Source organism: Syntrophobacter fumaroxidans MPOB (genome assembly GCF_000014965.1).
GTDB lineage: Bacteria > Desulfobacterota > Syntrophobacteria > Syntrophobacterales > Syntrophobacteraceae > Syntrophobacter > Syntrophobacter fumaroxidans.
Genome location: NC_008554.1, coordinates 1,347,544 through 1,366,517, shown reverse-complemented (window position 1 = coordinate 1,366,517; position 18,974 = coordinate 1,347,544). Strand labels below are relative to the sequence as shown.

At 65.6% G+C, this 18,974-nt stretch carries 9 protein-coding genes; 1 reads left to right on the top strand and 8 read right to left on the bottom strand.

All coding sequences use genetic code 11. From position 1 onward, the window contains the following. Positions 1-18 precede the first annotated feature (18 nt). Positions 19-534 carry a hypothetical protein gene (locus SFUM_RS05710; protein ID WP_011697962.1) on the top strand — a complete coding sequence of 172 codons (516 nt, stop codon included), beginning with the start codon at positions 19-21 and terminating at the stop codon, positions 532-534. Positions 535-653: 119 nt separating this feature from the next. On the opposite strand, the gene SFUM_RS05705 is transcribed toward SFUM_RS05710, so the two are convergent. The 8 genes from SFUM_RS05705 to SFUM_RS05665 form a co-directional block, all read right to left on the bottom strand. Then, complete coding sequence (locus SFUM_RS05705) at positions 654-1,115, bottom strand: YaiI/YqxD family protein (RefSeq protein WP_011697961.1); 462 nt, start codon at positions 1,113-1,115, stop codon at positions 654-656. A 237-nt stretch (positions 1,116-1,352) separates the two neighbouring features. Further along, positions 1,353-3,494 carry a hypothetical protein gene (locus SFUM_RS05700; RefSeq protein WP_011697960.1) on the bottom strand — a complete coding sequence of 714 codons (2,142 nt, stop codon included), beginning with the start codon at positions 3,492-3,494 and terminating at the stop codon, positions 1,353-1,355. 8 nt (positions 3,495-3,502) lie between these two features. After that, complete coding sequence (locus tag SFUM_RS05695; protein ID WP_011697959.1) at positions 3,503-8,389, bottom strand: MG2 domain-containing protein; 4,887 nt, start codon at positions 8,387-8,389, stop codon at positions 3,503-3,505. After that, entirely contained in the window at positions 8,386-10,116 is a 1,731-nt protein-coding gene (locus SFUM_RS05690; RefSeq protein ID WP_011697958.1) for a hypothetical protein, read from the bottom strand. Before SFUM_RS05690 ends, SFUM_RS05695 begins: the two co-directional genes overlap by 4 nt. Further along, a complete protein-coding gene (locus SFUM_RS05685) occupies positions 10,077-11,828 on the bottom strand; it encodes a DUF1175 family protein (RefSeq protein WP_011697957.1) in 1,752 nt (583 codons plus the stop codon). Before SFUM_RS05685 ends, SFUM_RS05690 begins: the two co-directional genes overlap by 40 nt. 827 nt (positions 11,829-12,655) lie before the next feature. Continuing rightward, entirely contained in the window at positions 12,656-13,597 is a 942-nt protein-coding gene (locus SFUM_RS05675; RefSeq protein ID WP_041439969.1) for a DUF4231 domain-containing protein, read from the bottom strand. Positions 13,598-13,950: 353 nt separating this feature from the next. Next, entirely contained in the window at positions 13,951-18,159 is a 4,209-nt protein-coding gene (locus SFUM_RS05670; RefSeq protein WP_011697955.1) for an NACHT and WD repeat domain-containing protein, read from the bottom strand. Between the two features lie 5 nt (positions 18,160-18,164). Then, entirely contained in the window at positions 18,165-18,971 is an 807-nt protein-coding gene (locus tag SFUM_RS05665; protein WP_011697954.1) for an SIR2 family NAD-dependent protein deacylase, read from the bottom strand. Between the last annotated feature and the right edge of the window lie 3 nt (positions 18,972-18,974).

The window sequence follows — 18,974 nt, the reverse complement described above, 5'->3', positions numbered from 1 at the left end:
GATCACAAGGAGGATGCATTGCTCGAAAAGCTAAGGCGGGGAGTCGTTGCGGGCTTGGTTTTGCTCCTGGTCGCCTTTTGCGCGCTCGGCTTCGCGGCTGCGGCGCCGGGTAGACCGGGCGGAACGGGCGACCAGCCGATTCAGCCCGGCAACGAACTCGTCCTGAACGAGGACACCACCATATTGGACCAATTGGGTCAAATCCGCATTCCGGATCAGACCCGCCGAACGTTCACGGAACTCTACGCCCGGCACCAGGAAGAGCTGGACCGAATCCTGAGCGAGAATCCCGTGCTCCTGTGGGATTCCCTCGACGTGGTGCTGGATGCTCTGCCGGCCTTGCGGCAGGTGCCTCGTGACGAGGGCAGGCTGCACATTCACAAAAGGGTTTATGACAAGGTCGCGCACCTGATGGAACGAATCGTCTCGATGTCCGGCCCTCAGCTGACGCATGATCTCAGGCAATCCCGGAAGTACGTCGAAGACAGGATGACGGAAACCGGGCCCGATACCCTGGAGATCGATCTGAACTGATACCGGGGTGCGTTCAGGATCACACAACGCCTGCCCGGCCGCGGGCGGGTCGCGGGTCGTGCGAATCGACCGGGCCGTTGTCGAAGGGCGGCCCGTACCGTTTTCGATTTTGCTTCCGTTCAATTTCCCTGGAGCTTAAAGCGCTTGGTGATCTCCCGGTCGAGGGTGTCGGAAAAGCGCTGCTTTTCTTTTTGGCCGAACTGTCGGGGGCCGGGAGTGATCCCGCCGGCTTCCCGGAGATCCTGCATGAAATTCCTGATGGACAGCCGTTCCCGGATGTTCTCCTCGGTGTAGAGCTCCCCCCTGGGGTCAATGACGGTGACCCCTTTAGGCACGAGCACCGATGCCAGGGGGATGTCCTGGGTGATGGTAAAGTCGCCCGGCTCAGCGTGCTTCGCGATGTATTCGTCCACGATTTCCGGTCCCAGCTCGACACGGACTGTCGATACACAGGCAGAATCGGGGATGCTGATGAACTTGTTGGCGACGAAAACGGCGGGAATTCGCAGCCTCCGGGCCGTTCTGACGATCAATTCCTTGATCGGCGCCGGGCAGGCGTCCGCATCGACCCAGATCCTCATCTCTTCTCCCGAGTGCTTTGAATTCGACCGTGCCCCCGAAGCATCGCAAATCCTCGGTAGCCATTGTGTCCCTTGCCGACTCTCGAGTTCACAAGACCACCTCCGGGGACGGGTTTTATGCCCGCCCGTCTGTAAAGCCAATAGTGAGATACGCACTCAAATGTCTAAATTCCAGGGGGAGGGCCTCATGCCCGCCCGTCAGCACTGCCGCCTTGAACCCGGGCTCGCATGAACCGCTCACTGACCGTAAGCGTCGCGCAGGATCGCTTCGGCGCTGCGGCCCGACTTGGCCAGCGCCCCGGCCCGCTCCACGGAAAGCCCCCGGCCGTGCCCCCGGCCGATCCCCGTGAAATGCCATGCGTTCCGGGTTGCATCGTGGAGTATGGCGTCGGGGCAGGACGGCAGCTTCAGCCTGTTGCGGAAGACCTCGCAGGGAACGGTTTCTTCCTCCGCCGGATAGACCAGGTGAACCAGGACCGCTCCGCCCCTGGTGCGCTCGCGGCGGATGTCAAGTATCGCCGGTTCGCTCGCAAGACCGCTCAGCTCGACGGCCGGGATCGATTTCTCCCATTTTTCGTCCCCGCCCTTGGAAAACGGCAGCCAGTTCAATCCCGCGCGCGCCGCAAGTTCGTCAAGCCGCGTCAAAAGCCGGGGATCGGTGCGGACCGCCCGCCTGGGGGACTCTTTGGGGGCCATTCCCCGAAACACCATGCAATGCGTGGTGTCGCAGACGGAGGAACTGTCCTCGTGGCGCCTGCCCCCGCGAGTGCCGTTCCAGACGATCACCGCCCGCAGGGCCCTGGCCGCCTCGCCTTCGAGATGCGCGGCTTCGGCGGCCAGCGTCGCATCGGCATAAGTCTCGGGATCCGTTTCGAGCACCACCTGCCGGCCATCGGCGGAGCTTTCGACGATACCCCGGATGAGGCGTTCAGGGCGGCTGCCTGGGACGTTCGACACGATCCTGAACCGCCCGCAGGCGCTCACGCGCTCGGTCCCGCCGCTCCGGCCCGGCCGCTCGAAACTCGGGCATTCATCGAACACCTCCCACGATGCCCGCGGGACCCCCGCGAGCAGCCGCACCCGCACCCGGGAGTATTCGGTGGGATAGCGGGCGGACCATTCTTCGAGGAGCCGGGATGCGCGCTGGAGCGTGGAAGCCCCCTTCAACCCCGGACCGCGAAACACCGCGAGCAGGGTGGGATCGGGTGCCGGCCACGCCACCGCAAGGTGGCCGACCAGCGGGTTCCCCCTGGAGTCGGCCGCCGTGCCCGTCTTGGACATGGCCCTGAGTTTTGCAAGAATCCGCCTGTCCTGTTCGGGTTCCGCGAACAGGGTCGTTTTTTCGGCCCGGCCGTTCATGGAAAGCCCGGCAAAGCGGGAGGGTTTCATGAGCAGGGAGGCGCGCACGAGCCGCGCGAGCTCCCCGAGGTCCGCTTCGAGCGGGAAACCGCCGTCCGGGTCGCGTTCTCCCAGGTATTGGCGCCGGAAACCCTCGTCCCCGGATGCGAATTCTTCCGGCGTGATGTCCCGGGCGAGAACGGTGTTGCAGGACGAGGAAACCAGGAATCGCCAGGCAACCGGGTCGAGCTCGCCCCACCGCTCGAGCAGCCCTTTCGTATCGCTTGCCGCCAGCTCTTCCCCCAGGGGACCGTTGGGCGCGTTTCGGAGCGCGGCGGCGTAAGGTATCTTGAGGAGCGATCCCGGCGGATACCGGCTCTTCATGTCTCCCCCGGATTCGATGGTCCTCCCCGAAAGGAGGCTCACCAGGATATAGCTGAAGCCGGTTTCTGCGACCGCCGGGGGAGGGGTCGCCAAACGCCGGATTTCTTCCGACACCGCGCAGGGACTTTCCGGCCAGCCGTGCGCGGCGACGAGTCGCGCGAGCGTCCGGTAGCTCCGGGCATCCATGTCGGCGCCGAGGCGGATCCTGTTCCTGAGGTGATCGAGGTCGCCCGCGGCGAGAGGGACCGCCTGCGGCGGCGCGGAGGCCTCTCCGCTGAAGGCGATGGCGGCGGCCTCTTCGGCCCAGAGCGGCAGTCTGCCGGAACAGGTACGGAAGCAGGCTTCGTGCATCAGTTCGTGGCGCAGGTAGACTTCGGGGCCGGCGCTTCCCGCCGGGTCTTCCCTCAGGCTGATGATCCCCGGACGCCAGCCCCCGGCATGGGCGGAATCGAACGAGCCGGCGGTGGCCGCCGGGTACACGCGCGCAGGGTCCGCGCCGGTGGGGACGGTGTAGCCGCGCGCTTCGAGCTGCCGGAGCGCGGTCGTCCCCTCACGCGCAAGCTCCGCGTTATGGACGAGCGAGCCGAAAAAGAGGAGCGCCGCGCCGACCTCGAGGACCACGGCGCGACGCCGGAAACCGCCTGCGGATCCGAACATGCCCAAAGCTACTCCACGCGGATGCGTCCCGCTCCCGTGTTCCCCCGGACGCTTTCGTCGTACATGTCGAAGGCGACCGCGGGCGGCACGGCCGCCGTGCCGCCGAACGCCGCCTGCCAGACCTGGTAGATCGTGATCTCGCCGCGCGGCAGGACCTTGGCGATTCTGACCGTCCGGTCGGGATGGCGTTGCGTGTCCATCACCAGGCCCCAGTACGTTTCGTTTTCGAGCCGGATGCCGGCGTCCGCGAGGGCGACCCGGTCGTCGTCCACGGGCCGGGCGAGCGAAGGAACGGAGTCCTCGATCACCAGGAACCGGCTGGGAATGTAAGTGACTTCCTCAACGGGGTTGCGTCGGACCCGGATTTCGCTCACCACCGTGTCGCCCTTGCGGAGCGGCCTGGACAGGTCGAGCGGTTCGCTGCCGCCCGGCGTGATCCGCCGGAACGTGCGTTCCACGCTCAGGCCCGTGCTCCCCGGCGCCGTCGCCTCATACGGAACATCCACGGCCGTGGCGGAATACGCGGAGTCCGTCGGCCCCAGGCCCTCCAATCGTAGCTCCGAAACCTGTTCCGGAGTCCCGGGGTCGGCGAATGTGCCCACGAAACCCGCCGGGATGCGGGCGAGCTCCCCCAGCACCTGTCCGTCGGCTTTGCGCACGACGAGGGCGGGCCGCCCCGTTTTCGCCTCTTCGGCGACGGCTCGCGCCTGCTTTTCGAGGATCTTGCGCGTGTTGAAAATCACCTGCGCCGTGTCGAAAGTGGACGTCCAGTAGCCGTTTTTCATCCGTGCGAGCAGTATCCGCGTGAGCTTGGCCTCGAGCTCCTGCGGGAGCGCGTCGAGCTCCTCCATGACGCCCATTGCGGCCGAGACGATGCTCGGGACCCCGAACCCGAAACCCAGGGAATCGATCGCCTCCCAGTCCTCGCCCGCCGCTTTGAGATACACGTCGGGGTCGAAGGCTTCCAGCGCCTTCTTCAGCTTTTCGATCAGTTCCTCCATGGCCCCGCTGTCCTTGAAGCGCTCGTTGAAACGGTACCAGGAATTCTTCCTGTATCCGGCGAAAAGGGCCAGCCCGTTGACCAGGTCGGGCACGGGCACGGTCTTGTCTCCGAGGAGGTTTTCCACGTAGGCGATCTGTTCCTCGAACTGGGAATCGTAGAAACGCAACTCGGCAAGTCTCGCCAGTTCGTAGCCGACCACCGTGCCGCCCTGCCGCCTGTATTCGGGCGCCCGCCTGGCGTTCCGAAGCCAGTCCAGCGCCTTGAAATACGCGCCCTGTGCCCCTTCGACCTTCAGATCGCCGGCGAATTTGAGCGCGTAGAGCGCCGTCACGGTCACCCCGATGGACGGCTCGGGGTCCGCGGGCCAGAGACCGAAACCGCCGTCGGTCTTCTGGTTGCGGATCAATTTCCTTATGCCGAACACGGCGTTGGATTCAGCCCGTGAGAGGACGTCGGCAAGCGGCCCCAGGTCCTCCCGGGTGAGGCCCGCGCGCCGCACGAGATCCATGAGCACCAGGTTGGGAACGGTGGAGTGGACGAGCTGTTCGGTGCAGCCGTAAGGGTAGGCGACCAGGACCGCGGCCGCGTTCAAGGCCGCTCCCAGCAGGCCCGAGACCACCTGCACCTTCACTTCGCCGACTTTCCCCGCTTTCGGAAGCCTGGCGATCAGCCGGTCCTTGTCCGCGACGCCGGGGAAAACCAGCCGCGTCGATGCGGGCCGGAGCGGGATGTCGAATTCTTCCGCGCCCCCCACGTGAATGTCCTCCCTGGCCTCGGAAGCAACCCGGAGCGTCGCCGTTCCTTGCCCACCCGCGGCCTCGAGAACCAGGGGCGACAGCCGTTCCCCCTGTTTTTCAATCGTGAATTCCTCCTCCTGCCTGCCCTGTTTCAGGGAAACGCCGCCGTCGAGCTCGATCCTGGTCTTGAGCGATACGGTCCGATCCGCCTGGTTGACGGTTTTGAGGTGCACGAGCGCCTCTTCGCCCAGGCGCAGGAACTGGGGAGCGATCACCTCCCGGAGGATGTCCGTGACCGTTCGGAATCTTCCCGTCGCTTCGCCGACTCTCCCCGTCTTGTCCGCCGCGATGGCCGTGACCAGCCATTCGGTGACGTTTGCGGGCAGATCCACGGTGATCGAGGCGCGTCCCATGCCGTCGGTCACCACGTGCGGGAACCATCCGGCGGTGTCCCGCATGGCCTTCTTGGGCAGCTTGCTCCGGCTTTTGAGCGCGCCCAGGCTGAAGTTGGGTTTCTTGAGTAGATCCGCGTATCCGTACCCCTGCAGCTCATCCGAATAGAACGTGGCCAGGTTCAGCCTCGGCAGGGGATAGAAGAAGTCGAACACGCCGGGACGGAGCTCGGACTGCACCGCGTAGACTGCGCGGTCCACGATGGTCACGGTCAATTCCGTGTCGGGAGAAGGTCTGCCTTCGGCGTCCTTCACTTCGAGATCGATGCGGAAGGGCTTCAGAGGCTCCCATTCCTCGCGCTCGGGACGGATATCCACCGTGAGACGCTTGGCCCGGGGGATGATGCGAAATCCCAGGGTCTGCTCCCGGTATTTGCCGCCGCTCACCGGCACGGTGACCGTGTGGTAAAATCCGGTGCCGTATTCGGGCCGGGCTTCCACTTCGAACCACCAGCTTCGGCCCTGGCACTCCCTCGAATTGACCCCGTAGATTTTGCGCCCGGAAATGGTCTCCCAGACGGTGCCTTTCCCGTTCCTGCCCCAGTCGCCGGGAAGGAGCGCGAAGACCTTCGCCTTCTCGCCCGGGCTGAGGATGGTCCCGGCGGTGTAGAGCTCGAGCTCCCGGTTGTCGAGAACGGCTTCCCCCTGCGCTCCGCCGACGACCATCGCCACCGGCTGCGAGGCGGCCGGGTGCTTCATGGGCTTGCCGTCGAGCGTCTCCAGGGTGGCGACGGCGCGCAGCCTGCCGCGGCCGGTGAGCTCGGGCAGCTCGATGTCGCGGTTTCCCCGCGCGTCGGTGGTGAAGGGCAGCTTGACGAACCCGGCCGCCGGATCCCCTCCGCGCTCGATCCCGATATCGAGGACGCCGCCCGCGTTGGGGGCGGGCTTGCCGTCCGGGTAGGTGGATCGCACGGAAACCGTGAGCCCTTTTTCTCCCACCTGCGCGATGGTTTTTGAAAACCGGATCGACGGCTGGGCTTCCGAGACGGTCATGTAGATGTTTTCCGTGAGAATCGCCTGGGAGCCGGCGCGATCCAGCGCGCGCACCATGACCGTGTAGATCCATTCGCCCTGGGCCGCGGAATCGGTTTTGGGCACCGTGAACGAGAAGGAGGTCTCGCCGGATTCATCGATCAGGGGCGCGGAATCCCAGGTGTTCATGCCGTATTCGCGGGCCGCGTCGGCAAGCCGTTCCTCAACGGAGCTGTAAATGCGCCGGGGTTCCGTAAGGGCCGAGGCGGACCGGACCTGGCCGAAATAATCCGTGCCGGTTCCGAGACCCCCGCCGGCTTCGGCCACCCACTGCGGGGCTTCGAATTTCTTCTGGTAGAGATACACCTCGTATTTCACGTCCCTGGGCACGCCTCCGCTGTAGCGCCGGGTGCGGAATTTCACGGCGAAGGGCTCGCCGGGCACGACGGTGGGGCTGCGCTCGATCAGTTCCATGTAGAAGACGGGTTTCACGTAGTCGCGGACCCGGAATTCACCTCCGTAGGGTTTGCCTTCCAGCTCGGCGATGAGGCGGTAGAGCCCCGGGGTCTGGGCTTCATCAAGGCCGAAGCTGCCGCTGAACGAGGCGAAGTCGGTCACCGGAACGGCGGCCTGCAACCCCGTGTCCTTGCCGTCGGACCGGACCAGGGTGATCCGGGCCTGTTTCCCGGCGAAATCGGGGGTCTTGAGCTCCCCGTTCGCGAGCGCCCGTACCATGCCCTTGTAGAAAAAGGTCTCCCCGGGTTTGAAAATCGGGCGGTCGGTGACGATGAAGACCGAATCGTCGTTGGAGACGGCCGGCAGAAAATCTGTATCGGTCAGGGCCTGGCGCCCGTCCCCGGTTTGCGCCCTGACGAGGAGCTTCCCGTCGAGGTTTCCCGCGGGGTTGGAAAAAAAGACTTCCCCGGCCCCGTCGGTCTTGCGGCCGACGTCGATCCACTTGCCCCGGCCGTCCCGGTAGCTCACCGCCGCGCCCCGGACCGGCTGCTGCTCGCGGTCGATCACCCGCACCACCAGCTGCTCCGTGGACTGCTTCACCTGCGCGGCCAGGCTGCTCACCTGCATGAGGCACTGGCCTTCAGCGGTTCCCGACACCGCCTGGATGAGGTACACCCCGTCGGGCAGCGGGTCCAGCGCGATGGTTCGAACCTTGTAGCTGCGTTCCTGCCATCCGCTGTCCGCAAACCACCAGCCGATGTCCTTGGCGTCCGTTCCGGCGTGTTCGAGGTCCACGTAGTACTCACGGACCACGCCGAGACCCGTGGGCGGGCCGTGGACGACCTGGTGCGGCGGCGCGGCGAGGTCCCCCGGCGTGGTGTCGAGCAGGGCCTTGTTGAACGCCGTGTCCTTGAAGTTCTTTCGGAATTCGGCGCTCAGCATGCCTCTCCACGTCTTGAGAGGCGATTCGGCCTGGTTGAGCCCCTTCACGAAGTAGTGTCCCGGGTTCAGTTGCGACACCGGGCGTTCGTAGCTCCGGCTGACGTTGAACTGGCCATCCAGGAACCGGTCGAGATCCTTTGGACGGAGCACGCGCAGCAGCATGGGTTTCGACGGGTCGGTGTAGTCGATCCTGAGCTGCGGTTTTTCGTTGTGGGAGAAGCTGCGGTCGACGGTGAGGTAAAACGGGCTGCCCGCATGGGCCGGCGGCGCGGCAACGACGGGGAGCAGCAATCCGAGGACGGCGAAGAGGAAAACAAGTCGTTCGATCTTCATCGTGATGCCCCCTGTTTGACGATCAGTTCCCGCAACTCGACGGTCGCTGCCTTCGGCGTGGCGTTCCCCGCGTAGGCGACGATGGGGAGGCTGCCGAACACCTTTTCCCCGTCCCGGCGCATCGCTTCCTTGGCCTGTTCGTAATCCTGCTTCCACTGGGGTTCGAATTCCCCGAGCTCCCCGCTCTTGGCCCCGCCGGCGAGGAAGAGCTCCCGCATGGCCGTGCCCGGGTTCGCGAAAAGGAAGCACTGGGCGGATTCGTATTCCTTCGCCCTGGAGCCGCGCTCCCAGTTGAGCACGCTGAGTGACTGGCCTTCGCAGGATTCCTTCATGCGCACCAGGAGATCCCGCGACGTGGCGGCCAGGAAGACCGTTCCGCCGCCGCACGTTTCCGTCAGGTCGGGATCGGTGAAGTACTGCTTGAATGCCTCGACGTCGGCGGGGGTCTTCTGGTTGGCGATGACCATGCCCATGCGGGAAATGCGCTCGCCTTCGGACGCGATGTCCCAGAGCAGCGCGACGCCGCTTTCATCCGGGCCGCCCGTTTTCGAATCGGCGGGGCCCCGGGTGGCGAGCCGGCGCCATTCCCCGGCGCTCATTCCGGGCGGCAGGTGGAAGCTCACGGCGACGGCCGCGAAGGTGTCGTGGGGGATGCCCGCGAGCACGCCCTTGAACAGCCCGGGCTTCAGGTGCTCGGCATACTTTCCCGAGGGAAACCGGAGCTTGCCCGGGGTGTCGGGGGACGTTCCAAACCCGAAGTCCGCGGCCCAGGACCTGCGGCTGAAGAGCACGGGCAGGACATTGTCGAAGAAGGCTTCCGCCCGTACCGTCAGCACCAGCGGCGACTCGGGGAGGTCCCTGCCGGCCGGGCCGATGTTCTCGAGGGTGTTGATCAGCGCTTCGAGGCCGTTGGCGAGGTAGACCCGGTCTTCGTACTGGGTGAGAAAAACGCGCTGCGGGCCCATGCGCATCTCAAGCACGGGATCGCGCATCGCCGGGATCTTGAAGCCGCTCCGGGCAAGGGCCGGCACGATGACGGGCAGGGCCTTCGAGGCGAACGGGCATTCGCTTCTCACGAAGGAGAAGACGAACCCCTTCCTGCCGTGCGCCACGTCGTAGTGGAGCTCGGCGCGCGCCCCGAGCGCCTCCCGGATGAGCCGCGCCCAGAAGGCCCCGGAGAGTCCTTCCAGGTGGAGGTCTTCGGCCCGCACGCCGGCGCCGTGCAGCGGATCGTAGAAGAGTCCCTGGAAGAACCTGGAAGCGAAGAGCTCCTTGACCTGCGCGTTGTTTTCGAACAGGGCCAGGACCTTTGAGGCGTCCCGGAAATGGAGGGTGAACCCGATGGGATGCCGCTTGACCACCCACCTGGCCACCCGCGGGCAGCCCGATGCGGCTTCCTTTTCCTTGGCGGACAGGGCCGGGCTCGCGGCGGTGTCGCCCCCGACCAGCTCGGGGCAGCCTTCCGGGAGAGGCGCCGGGGGCGGCTTCTCGTCCCTGGCGGCGGCTTTTCCCAGGAGCCTCGAATCCTGGGGCATCACGGGATCCCCGTCGAGGTCGATGAATTCCAGCCGCAGCTCGAGCATGGGAAGATCGGCGCGCACGAGCTCGGCGATGCCGGTGGCGTAGAGCGCCCTGTAGGCCCAGAAGACCAGCAGCCCCACGCCGGCGGCCAGCGCGAGGACCAGGATCAGGACGTTTTTCGATTTCCCGGTTTGATGCGGTTCCACTCGTAGACTCCCAGAAAGTGAGGGTTATCGGCGCCGGGGAGCCAGACCGGGTCGGGGGACCGCATGAGGTCGCTCATCCGGACCACCCGGACTTGGGCTTCTTCTCCCCGTTCTCCGTTGTGGTAGACCGCCAGGTTCTCGGGGCGGTCTTCAACGAAAATCATCAGGTGATACGGCTGGTCGTCCTCGAAACTCTTTCGGAAGACGAGCAGGTCGCCGCTCGACGCGGCATCGAGGCTGCGGGCCTTCTTGCGGAAATTGAAACCGACGAGGGTCTCGGCGTCGGCGAACGGTCCGAAGCGCGGTTTCCCGTCGCTTTCGTACCCGGTCTGCCAGATGAAGGGATAGCGGGGGAAAAGCCTTCTCGACAATGGGGATACCGGCGGCAGGTGGAGGGTGGCGGGGATCCCGAGCTTTTGCTGCTGCTTTGGAGAACGGACCTCGATGGCTTCCCGGTAGGCGAAGCGCACGAGCCCCGAGCAGTCCCGCTGCCGCTCCTCCCAGCGCCGGCTGAGTTTTCTTGCCTGGAACAGCGCCAGGCGGGTCACCGACTCGCGGACGGCCCGTTCGTCGGAAGGGGCGAGATAGGCGTACTCATCCTCCTCGCGGGGCTCGCCCCTGCGCTTGTATTCGACCACTTCCGGGGGCATGTCGGATTCGGGATCCTGGGAGGGCACGTAGATCCGGGGGGCCTGGTTGTTCCCGCGGATGACCACGTAGGCGAGGGTCCGGGTTTCGCCGGGGCGGGCGAGCGGGGTCCGCACGCGCTTGCGACTCTCCGAGGGCAGCCCTTCGTCGGTGATGATGTCGAGGTTTGCGAGGGTGTGCTGCACGGCGCCGCCCGGCCAGTAGTTCACGTCGATGCGGAACACGCCCGCGGGTGGGGCCGGGTGCGCGTAGATGTACGGTCCGAAACCGGCGAGATCGAAGGACCCGTCCTGCTGGTTCAGGAAGAACAGCCCGCCGGAGGGGGAGTCGGTCTTGGCCCAGTAGACGTGGGTCTTGTCGGGTTCGTAGACGTGGAGGTCGGTGTACACGGAATCGGTGTCGCTGGTGAGCACGACCTTGAGGGGGATCGGGTTGATCATGGCTTCGACGGAAGCGGTGGCGCGGGCGACGCCCGCCTTGTTCGCGCATTCCACGATGACCGTGTTCCTGCCCCTGGCGGCGGGGAATTTTCGTGAGAATCGGCCGTCCTTCGTGCGGATGTAGTAGCGCACGCCGTTGATGTTGGCCGCGATGGGGTCGGCCGTCGGGTCGGAGCAACTCCCGGCGACCTCGACCTGCATGGAGGTGGTCCATCCGCCTTCGGGCCTGGCGAGCGTGAGCACGGGCATTTCCGTTCCCTCGCCGGCGATGGGCTTTCCCCGGTGCGCGAGGACCTCGGGATCGTCCGACGGGGTCCCGTAAACCGGGGCGGCGAGACACAGCAGCAGCCCCGCGCAGCAAAGCAGGGGTACCAGGGGATTGCATCCGATCAGCGGCTTCAGGCGGCGGAAGCAAGTGGGCCATTTCGGACGCTTGAAGCAAGCCCGCGATTCCAGGCGGTTGAGGCAAACCGGCGGATCCGGGGAGTTGTGACGGTCCCATGGCGGCTTCGGTGCCCCATCCGGCCGTCCGTGGCTGGAACAAACCGGCGATTTCAGGGAGCCATAGCGAATCCGTGATTCTGGGGAATTGTGGTGGATGGATGATTGCAGAGAGTTGCTCATGGCAAACGCCTCTTCATTCTGTGGGTCACATCACGCAAACCGGGGCAGGGGCTGATTCCAGCCATTGCCGTAGGGTGGGATGCGCGACAGCGCAGCCCACGGTCCCAATACCCTTCCTGCCGTCGCAGCCGACATACAAGGGTGGGCACGGCTTCAACGTGCCCGCGCGCGCCCCCGGCGTTCCTGCGAAGGACGGAGGAGCTACCGCTCTCGCCCATTACACCGGCGCAAGACAGGGGGGCCTGCCTCCCCGCGGGTGTCGGCAAAACCGCCGTCCGTTCCATTGAGCCGGGGCAGGGGAGGGTAGACGGTCGAAGATCATCGCCAACCGGCCGTGCATCCTTGTCGCCGGATTCGCCGGACAAGCTCCGGAAACCAAATTTCACGGAACGGAATGCCTTGCGTCATGCGGCGGAAACGAACGCCAACGCCGGACTTCGGATCGGGCGCTGTCCTGCCCGTCGGATGCGGAATCACCCCGGGATATCCCCGGGTCTCGGTTTTCATGTCATGTCGGGCGCAAAGCGCCCACGCGGGAACGTCCGGTTCGCCCGAAACCTCGCCGCCGCCTCACGCCTGGAAACAGGGCGGCGGCCTCGCGCCTCGGCCTTTCGGGCGGTTTGCCCTGCAACGAATACACACAACGAATTCTGCGAAAATTCTCAGGCGCTTCCAGGTTGGTGTCAAGAGGAAAAAATGAACCTCGATGTGGAACTTCCTGCCGGCGAAGCCTCAATCGCCCGAAGGCTCTACGCGTCTCTTCGACGGAGAGCGAAAAGCAATACCGTGTCAGCGACGGCTGTGAGTCTCGCTCTCGGGTCTTGCCCTCAGGATTGGTCCCGGATCCACTTGGCGAGCCAGGCTTCGTTTTCCGTGGAGATGGCGTGTTCGCAGTCGTCCACGAACCTGGCGATGCGGGCCGGGTCCGACCGGTTCGGGTCGCTCGCCCACCGGTCGCGCAGGGCGGTCAGGCGGTCGGCCGTGCCGAAGTAGACGATGGCTTCGTGATCGCAGCGGGAGGCCGCCAGGTGCGCGGTGACCGTGGCTCCGGCCGTGGTCGCCACGGCCACCCAGGGGCCGACCATGGAAAGCTGTGCGCACCCGGTCGCCGCCGCGGCGCTCGCCAGGGCGCCCATGACGAGAGCGAGCACGCCGAGCCAGAACTCCAGGGCGTGAAGACGTTTGGCCGCGAGGGCCTTCCCATGGCCCTTCGGGAGGTAGTAGCGCTCGACCTGGTCGTTCACGCGGGCTTCCACGTATTCGTCGACGGTGAGCGCGCGCGGCCGAGTCTTTTGCGGAGGCTCGACGGATGCGGCGTGCAGGTTCAGATCCTCCACTTTCTTCTTTATCTTGCCGCATCGCGCAACGAGCTCGCCGGGAGAAGACGCCGGCCCGAAGGGGCGGACTCCCACCAGGTACCTGTAGATCACTTCCTTGAGCGCCTCGGACGTCGAGCGGGCGCGAACCCAGTCCTTCACCCGCTCCTTCGTCACTTTCGTCCGCAGGACGTAGGGAACGACCGCGAGGATGATGGCGCCCGCAAGGGCGATGGAGGGGCGAAGCCACCACCACCTTTCGGCCGCCTTGAGCAGCGGCGAGGCGGCGAGCGTCTGGAGGAAGGCGCCCGCCACGCCCGCAATCGCCGCGCGGCCGCGCCACGCGGTGAGCTCGGCCTTGAGACGATCGGCCGCGCGGGACCAGACCGCCTGGTCCCGCCAGGCCGTCTCGACAATCCGTTCTCTGTCGGAGGCTGGCTCCGTTTGGTTCATTGGCGGCCTCCCGGTCGGGCGCGGCGGCGGTCATGGGCTGCGGCGTCCAACCTTTTCGTGACGTTTCGTTCCCTCGCGTGAGCCGCTCCTTTTTCGCGGCTGCGACGGCAGGGGCGAGGGCCGGCCTGCTCGTGGGCACGGAGGAACCGTGCCCACCCTACGGATCCGCACGGTCTCCGGGGCTTGTCCCGCCCGCGTCACTGACAGGCACATCGGTCCGTAAGGGCGGATTTATCCCAGCCCGCGTCGCCTCCCGACGGGCGGGTGTTGTGTCTCATCTTAAACGCACCTCGGCATGATCGCCGCGGGTGGAAGCGACCATCACGTCCGTTCCGCGCCGATTCCCGAATCCTTTAAAAGCCGCCGGCGGAAGCCTGCCTGCACGACCGGCCGGTTGCTCCCGGCTCCGGGGGAATGTCGGGGCACGTGCAATCGTAATCTTCCTTCTCCCCGACGTGATCCACCCATTCCCGCAGGGTGAGGTTGCGACTCACGGCGCGGCAGGCTTTCCGCGGAATGGATTCGTTTTCGACGCGCCAGACATGGACTTGCCCCCTCGTATCGCCCGCCGCAACGAGATCTCCGTCGGGACTGAACGCAACGGAGAGGATTTCCCCCCTGGCTCCTTCCAGAGTTTGGTCCTGGCGGAGGGAAACCCGCGGTTTCGCCCCCTCCCCCCCGGCTCCTTCCAGGGCCTGGTCCCGTCGGAGCAGATCCGGTGGCTTCGCCCCCTTCGAAAAGACCCAGAGGATGATCTTGCCGTCATTTCCCGCGCTGGCGAACACGTTTCCTCGGCACGCGCGGGGTCTTTGCGGTTTGCGCGCCTCCGCTTCGGAAGCGCCGCAAAAAGCGATGGACGTCACCCCCATGATGTGAGCGAAGCTGCGCTGGGAAACCCGCCAGGAGCCTTCCGCCAGGTCCGCGGTCGAGACGGCTCCCACGTAGCCGCCGCCGTTGCCGAAGGCGAGCATGCTCCCGTCCGGGCTCCAGGCGAGGGCCCAGACCGATCCCTGCGGAATCCACGCGGGGTTTTTCAATAATTCGCCGTCGATCCGCCCGGAACCATCGATTGCAAGCCGCCAGATCTCCAGCGCGCCGTCGTCGGTGCCGAGCGCCAGGTATGGAGCGGTCGGGTGCAGGGCGAGCGCCCAGACGCGGCTGCCGCGCGATCCGGGCAGAATCTGGGGGGTTCGGTCTTCGGGCGGGCCCCCGGCTCCGTCGAGCAGCCACAACCGGACCTTTCCCGTGTAATCCCCGCTCGCAATGAGGTCCCGGTCTCCCGTCCATTTCCCTCTCGCCCAGGCGACACTCCACAAACCCTCGGTGTCGGGAACATCCATGATCCAGGGCCGATCCAGGCTGCCGGTGCCGGTTTTCCGGTCGAGATCCATCACCAGGACGGAATGGACGCCTCCGGACGCTGGGGTTCGGCAACCTTCGATCACCCGCCTGTAGTCCTTGGCGACCACCGCCAGGCGCCGCCCGTCCGGGCTCAAGGACATCCTGCGATAGCTTCCCGTGTAACACAGCGCGTTGGAACCCTTGGGTTTTTCGAGAGTCTGCGGATTCACTTCAGGGAAGGTGAGATAGCTGGAACCCCCGGCGACAAGCATGCGCCCGCCGGGCATGAATCCCAGCGTCCAGATCACGTTGTCTTCGGGGCGCCCGTTGTCGAGCTTTACGGGAACCGTGGAATGCAGGTCTTTCACGAGGCCGTTGCGCAGCCACAAACGGGCATTGAGCTCGGCATCGAGCTCGGCGAGGACGCTCCCTCCCTCCAGGGCGCTCAATGCCACGATGGAAGCCTGGGACGGCCTGATCTCGCGGTAGCCTGCGTAGACGCGCGGTGGCGGGTTCGGCCCCTCCAGGTTCACCTGCTCTTTTTCGAAAGGATCGGCATAAAACGACCGGAGGTCCCATTCGCCAAGGAACTTCTCACTGCCGACGGCGAGCAGGCCCTCGTTTCCGATGAGAGCGGCCTCGAGGAACTTGGGAATTCGATGGTGGAACATGCTGGTCCTGCCGACCTGGAAGCCGGACTTCAAAACGGCTATGCTGGCCAGGGTGGGCCAGGCATAGATCATTTGAGGCTTTTCATCGAGGGCATCCGGAATCGGCACGATGCCGATCGGCCCATGCCGGAAAACGGCGATCAGCCGGCTGCCGTCCGGCATCGGCAGGAGCGCTGCGACCCCGTAGTCGAGCCAGCCCCGGAGTCTTTCGAGAAAATCTTTCGCCTCCTCGGGCCAGTCATCGAAAAGGTTCTCGAAGATCCGCGGGCTCTCAGGCTTTCCTGTCTCCAGCGGCAGCACGCTCACCCTGCCTTTTGCGCCTCTCGGCGCCTGCTCTCCCAATGCGACCCACCGGCCCTTGGGGTCGCACGCCATGGCCGTGACGGTGAAGCCGTCGCCGCCGTATTCGACGGGAAAGCCGGCGGGGCATGCCGCTACGTCGCCGACGCTGCGGCACTCGATGCGACCGCCTTCGGTTGCAGCGAAGAGGAGGGAGTCGTCCGCGGTCATGCAAAACGGCCCGCTCGGGGCGGCCGGCAACGGAAAATGGACGTCAGCCTTGATGGACAGGTTCGACTTCCCCGCGCAACGGAGCCTTTCCGCAAGAAACAGCTCGACGCCGGATTCGGTGGCGACCACCAGGTAGCGCCCCGCCGGGCCGGGCGCCAGGGACCGGATGCCGTCGCGGGTTTCGAGCACCGGTCGGGGGCAGTTTTCCCGGTCCCGCCTGAGCGGGAGGACCTCGATTTTCTTCTCGCCCGATGCCGTGGCGATGAGCCACTCATCGGGGAAGTTGGCAAGGAAGGCCGTCTTGCGAGAGTCAACGTGGTTCTTGAGGGCGCCAGGGAGCTGCGGGCTCAGCGTGAAGGGGCGCAGCAGCAGGGTGTTTCGGAGGTGGTTCATGATGCGCGATTTCACTTCCGGGGAAACCCCGATCCGCTCGGAGAATTTTTCGGCCTGGAGGGTCAGAAGGACGGAAAGCTCGTGATCCCAGTCCCGCCAGCGCGCCTGGGCGGCATCGGAGATGAGCCTGTGGACGCGCGCATCGGTCCGGGCCACCAGCGCATTGTGTCCGAAACGCCACAGCCCCGCGGCCGCCAATGCCAGAAGCACCAGGATGGTCCTGACGGCCCAGCGGATCACTTTCGACAGGCGGGCCTTGTCCTGCTCCCTTCTCCTGTTCTCGCGGCAGGCGTCGAGATAGTCTTTCTCCGCGTCCGAGAGCGATTTCACGTTCGCGGCGGCCCAGGTTTCAACCCGTTCGAGCGGTTCTCCGGCGAGGAACCGGCTCTCGGCGAGATCCGATGCCCGGCCCCCTCGCTGGGCCCCGTATCGCTCAGCGCCGTCTCTCAGGAGGCGCATGGATACGTCCTGGGTGCCGTACCACGCGCGGTTGTCGGACCTGACGGCCTCCAGCAGCCTGTCGTGGGCTATCTCGTACCAGATGGTTCCGCGCCGGCTTTCCGAACGCAGGAGATACCGTTCCTCCAGCGCCTCGGCGACCGGGTTGGGCAGGCTTCCCGTGAAGGTGCCTCCTCGCTGCAGCTGGTCGCGCAACCCGGCGGGCGAGATCAGCTCGCGCTCGAACCAGTCCCGGATCCGCTTTTCGTCACACCCCGTCTCTTTCACGGCGTCCTGCCGGAGGGCGCCTTGAACCGCGCTCCGGTAGAACCCTTCGAGGGCTTCGGCAACCGTGCCCGCAGTGTCCACGAGCTTCGGGCCCACCTCGGTCGTGCCGTCGGGCAACCGCTGCCACAGGCGGTCGCACGCCAGTTGGAGGTGGAGTGGTTCCACGTAGGGGGTCTGGTACGGCTCGACACCGGTTTCGCGCACCACCGTGAGCTCGTGGATCAGCCTGTCCAAAGCCCGGGCATGGTAAGCCACTCCGACGGACTCCGCGGGGCCGGCGACGGCTTCCCGCGCCGTTTCGTGGGTCAGCAAATCCAGCCGGTAGCGGGCGGCGAGGCGGGTCGGCACATAGTCGAGACAGGGGTCGAGAGCGGCGATGTGTTCCTCGCGCATGGCGATGACGGCCCACCTGTTGCGGTCCCGCAGCAATATTCCCAGCTGCCGGAAAAATTCGTTCCTGGCATCCCGGTCCAGCGGGTTTCGCGTGATGATCTCTTCGAACTGGTCGAGGATGAGAACCTTCGGGCCGGGATCGTTGCGTATCCACGAACGCTGCGTCAGGTAACCGGCGAGGTCGATGCCGCCCAAATCGTCGATGGGACGGACCTCCTTGGGGCGAGCGTCTTCCCAGTAGTGAATGAGGCTTGCCGCATAAGGGTTCACGACACCGCCGCCGGAACGTTGAGCCGGCGCCCCCGAAACCCTCGCCGGACCGAGCACCTGGAAGCCTTCTTTCTCGAGAAAAGGTGCCAGGCTCGCCGCCAGGAGGGAAGACTTCCCGGCTCCCGACGGCGAATAGAGCAGCACGATGCGCTCGGCCAGGACCAGGTTCAAGAGGTCGCGCGACTCCCGGTCGCGCCCGTACAGCCGTTCTCCGTAACGGTACGCACGGGGGCCCACGTAAGGGCTGTGCTTTTCCATGAGAATCACCCCCCGAATCCATCCCAGCGTCTTTTGAGCTCCTGCAGGAAGTCCTCCGCGGAACCCCAGTAGACGTTGATGTCGGCTTCCGCAAAATCCGAGAAGTAGTTTTCCAGGTAATCCCGCGCGCGCTCCGGATCGACCACCTGGTCGTCATCCGGGTCGATCTGCACGGCCACGTGCATGTGCCTGGAGCGGCGCTTGGCTCCCTCCTGCGACAGGAGGCTGCGAAAGAGCACCCGGAAATCCCAGTGGTGCATCCTGAAACCGAGAAAAATGAGGCTCGTGTTGATCAGCGCCGCGCGCACCATCCGCGGGATGGACTCCTTGTCCTTCCAGAAGTGGATGAGGAAATCGAAGTAGTTGTCTTCCGTGAGCACGGTTTCGCGAAGCCTGCCGAAGTGACCGAACAGGTGGTAGACGAGAGGCTGCTCCGGGGACGGTTCGGACCGGAGCCGAACTCCGGCGGGCTCTCCAAGACCGAGCACGACTTCCTGCGGCGCCTTTCCCGAACGGCGCAGCGCGTCGCTCAGGAAGGAATTGAGGCTTGCCGTGACGTACAGGCGAAAGGGGAGGTCGGCCAGGATCTTGTGCGGCTCGTCATCCCTGCGCCCCAATATCATCTTTCCGACCTCGGTGAGAAAACGGTCGAGGGGGAGCTTGCGATGCTCGGAGTCGATGCGCGCGCCGTAGCGGCGAAGCATGATCTCCCGGATTTTCTGCTCATAATGCGAGTAGACGAAATCCTCCTTGTACATGCTGGCCACGTACTGAGCCACCTGCGGCAGGCTGATCCGCTCGTGGAAAGCCATCGG

What these genes read in the sequence shown, in the direction of transcription:
- SFUM_RS05700 (WP_011697960.1), bottom strand. Translation starts at nt 3,494, where the DNA reads ATGTTCGGATCCGCAGGCGGTTTCCGGCGTCGCGCCGTGGTCCTCGAG.
- SFUM_RS05695 (WP_011697959.1), bottom strand. Translation starts at nt 8,389, where the DNA reads ATGAAGATCGAACGACTTGTTTTCCTCTTCGCCGTCCTCGGATTGCTG.
- SFUM_RS05675 (WP_041439969.1), bottom strand. Translation starts at nt 13,597, where the DNA reads ATGAACCAAACGGAGCCAGCCTCCGACAGAGAACGGATTGTCGAGACG.
- SFUM_RS05670 (WP_011697955.1), bottom strand. Translation starts at nt 18,159, where the DNA reads ATGGAAAAGCACAGCCCTTACGTGGGCCCCCGTGCGTACCGTTACGGA.
- SFUM_RS05705 (WP_011697961.1), bottom strand. Translation starts at nt 1,115, where the DNA reads ATGAGGATCTGGGTCGATGCGGACGCCTGCCCGGCGCCGATCAAGGAA.
- SFUM_RS05665 (WP_011697954.1), bottom strand. Translation starts at nt 18,971, where the DNA reads ATGGCTTTCCACGAGCGGATCAGCCTGCCGCAGGTGGCTCAGTACGTG.
- SFUM_RS05685 (WP_011697957.1), bottom strand. Translation starts at nt 11,828, where the DNA reads ATGAGCAACTCTCTGCAATCATCCATCCACCACAATTCCCCAGAATCA.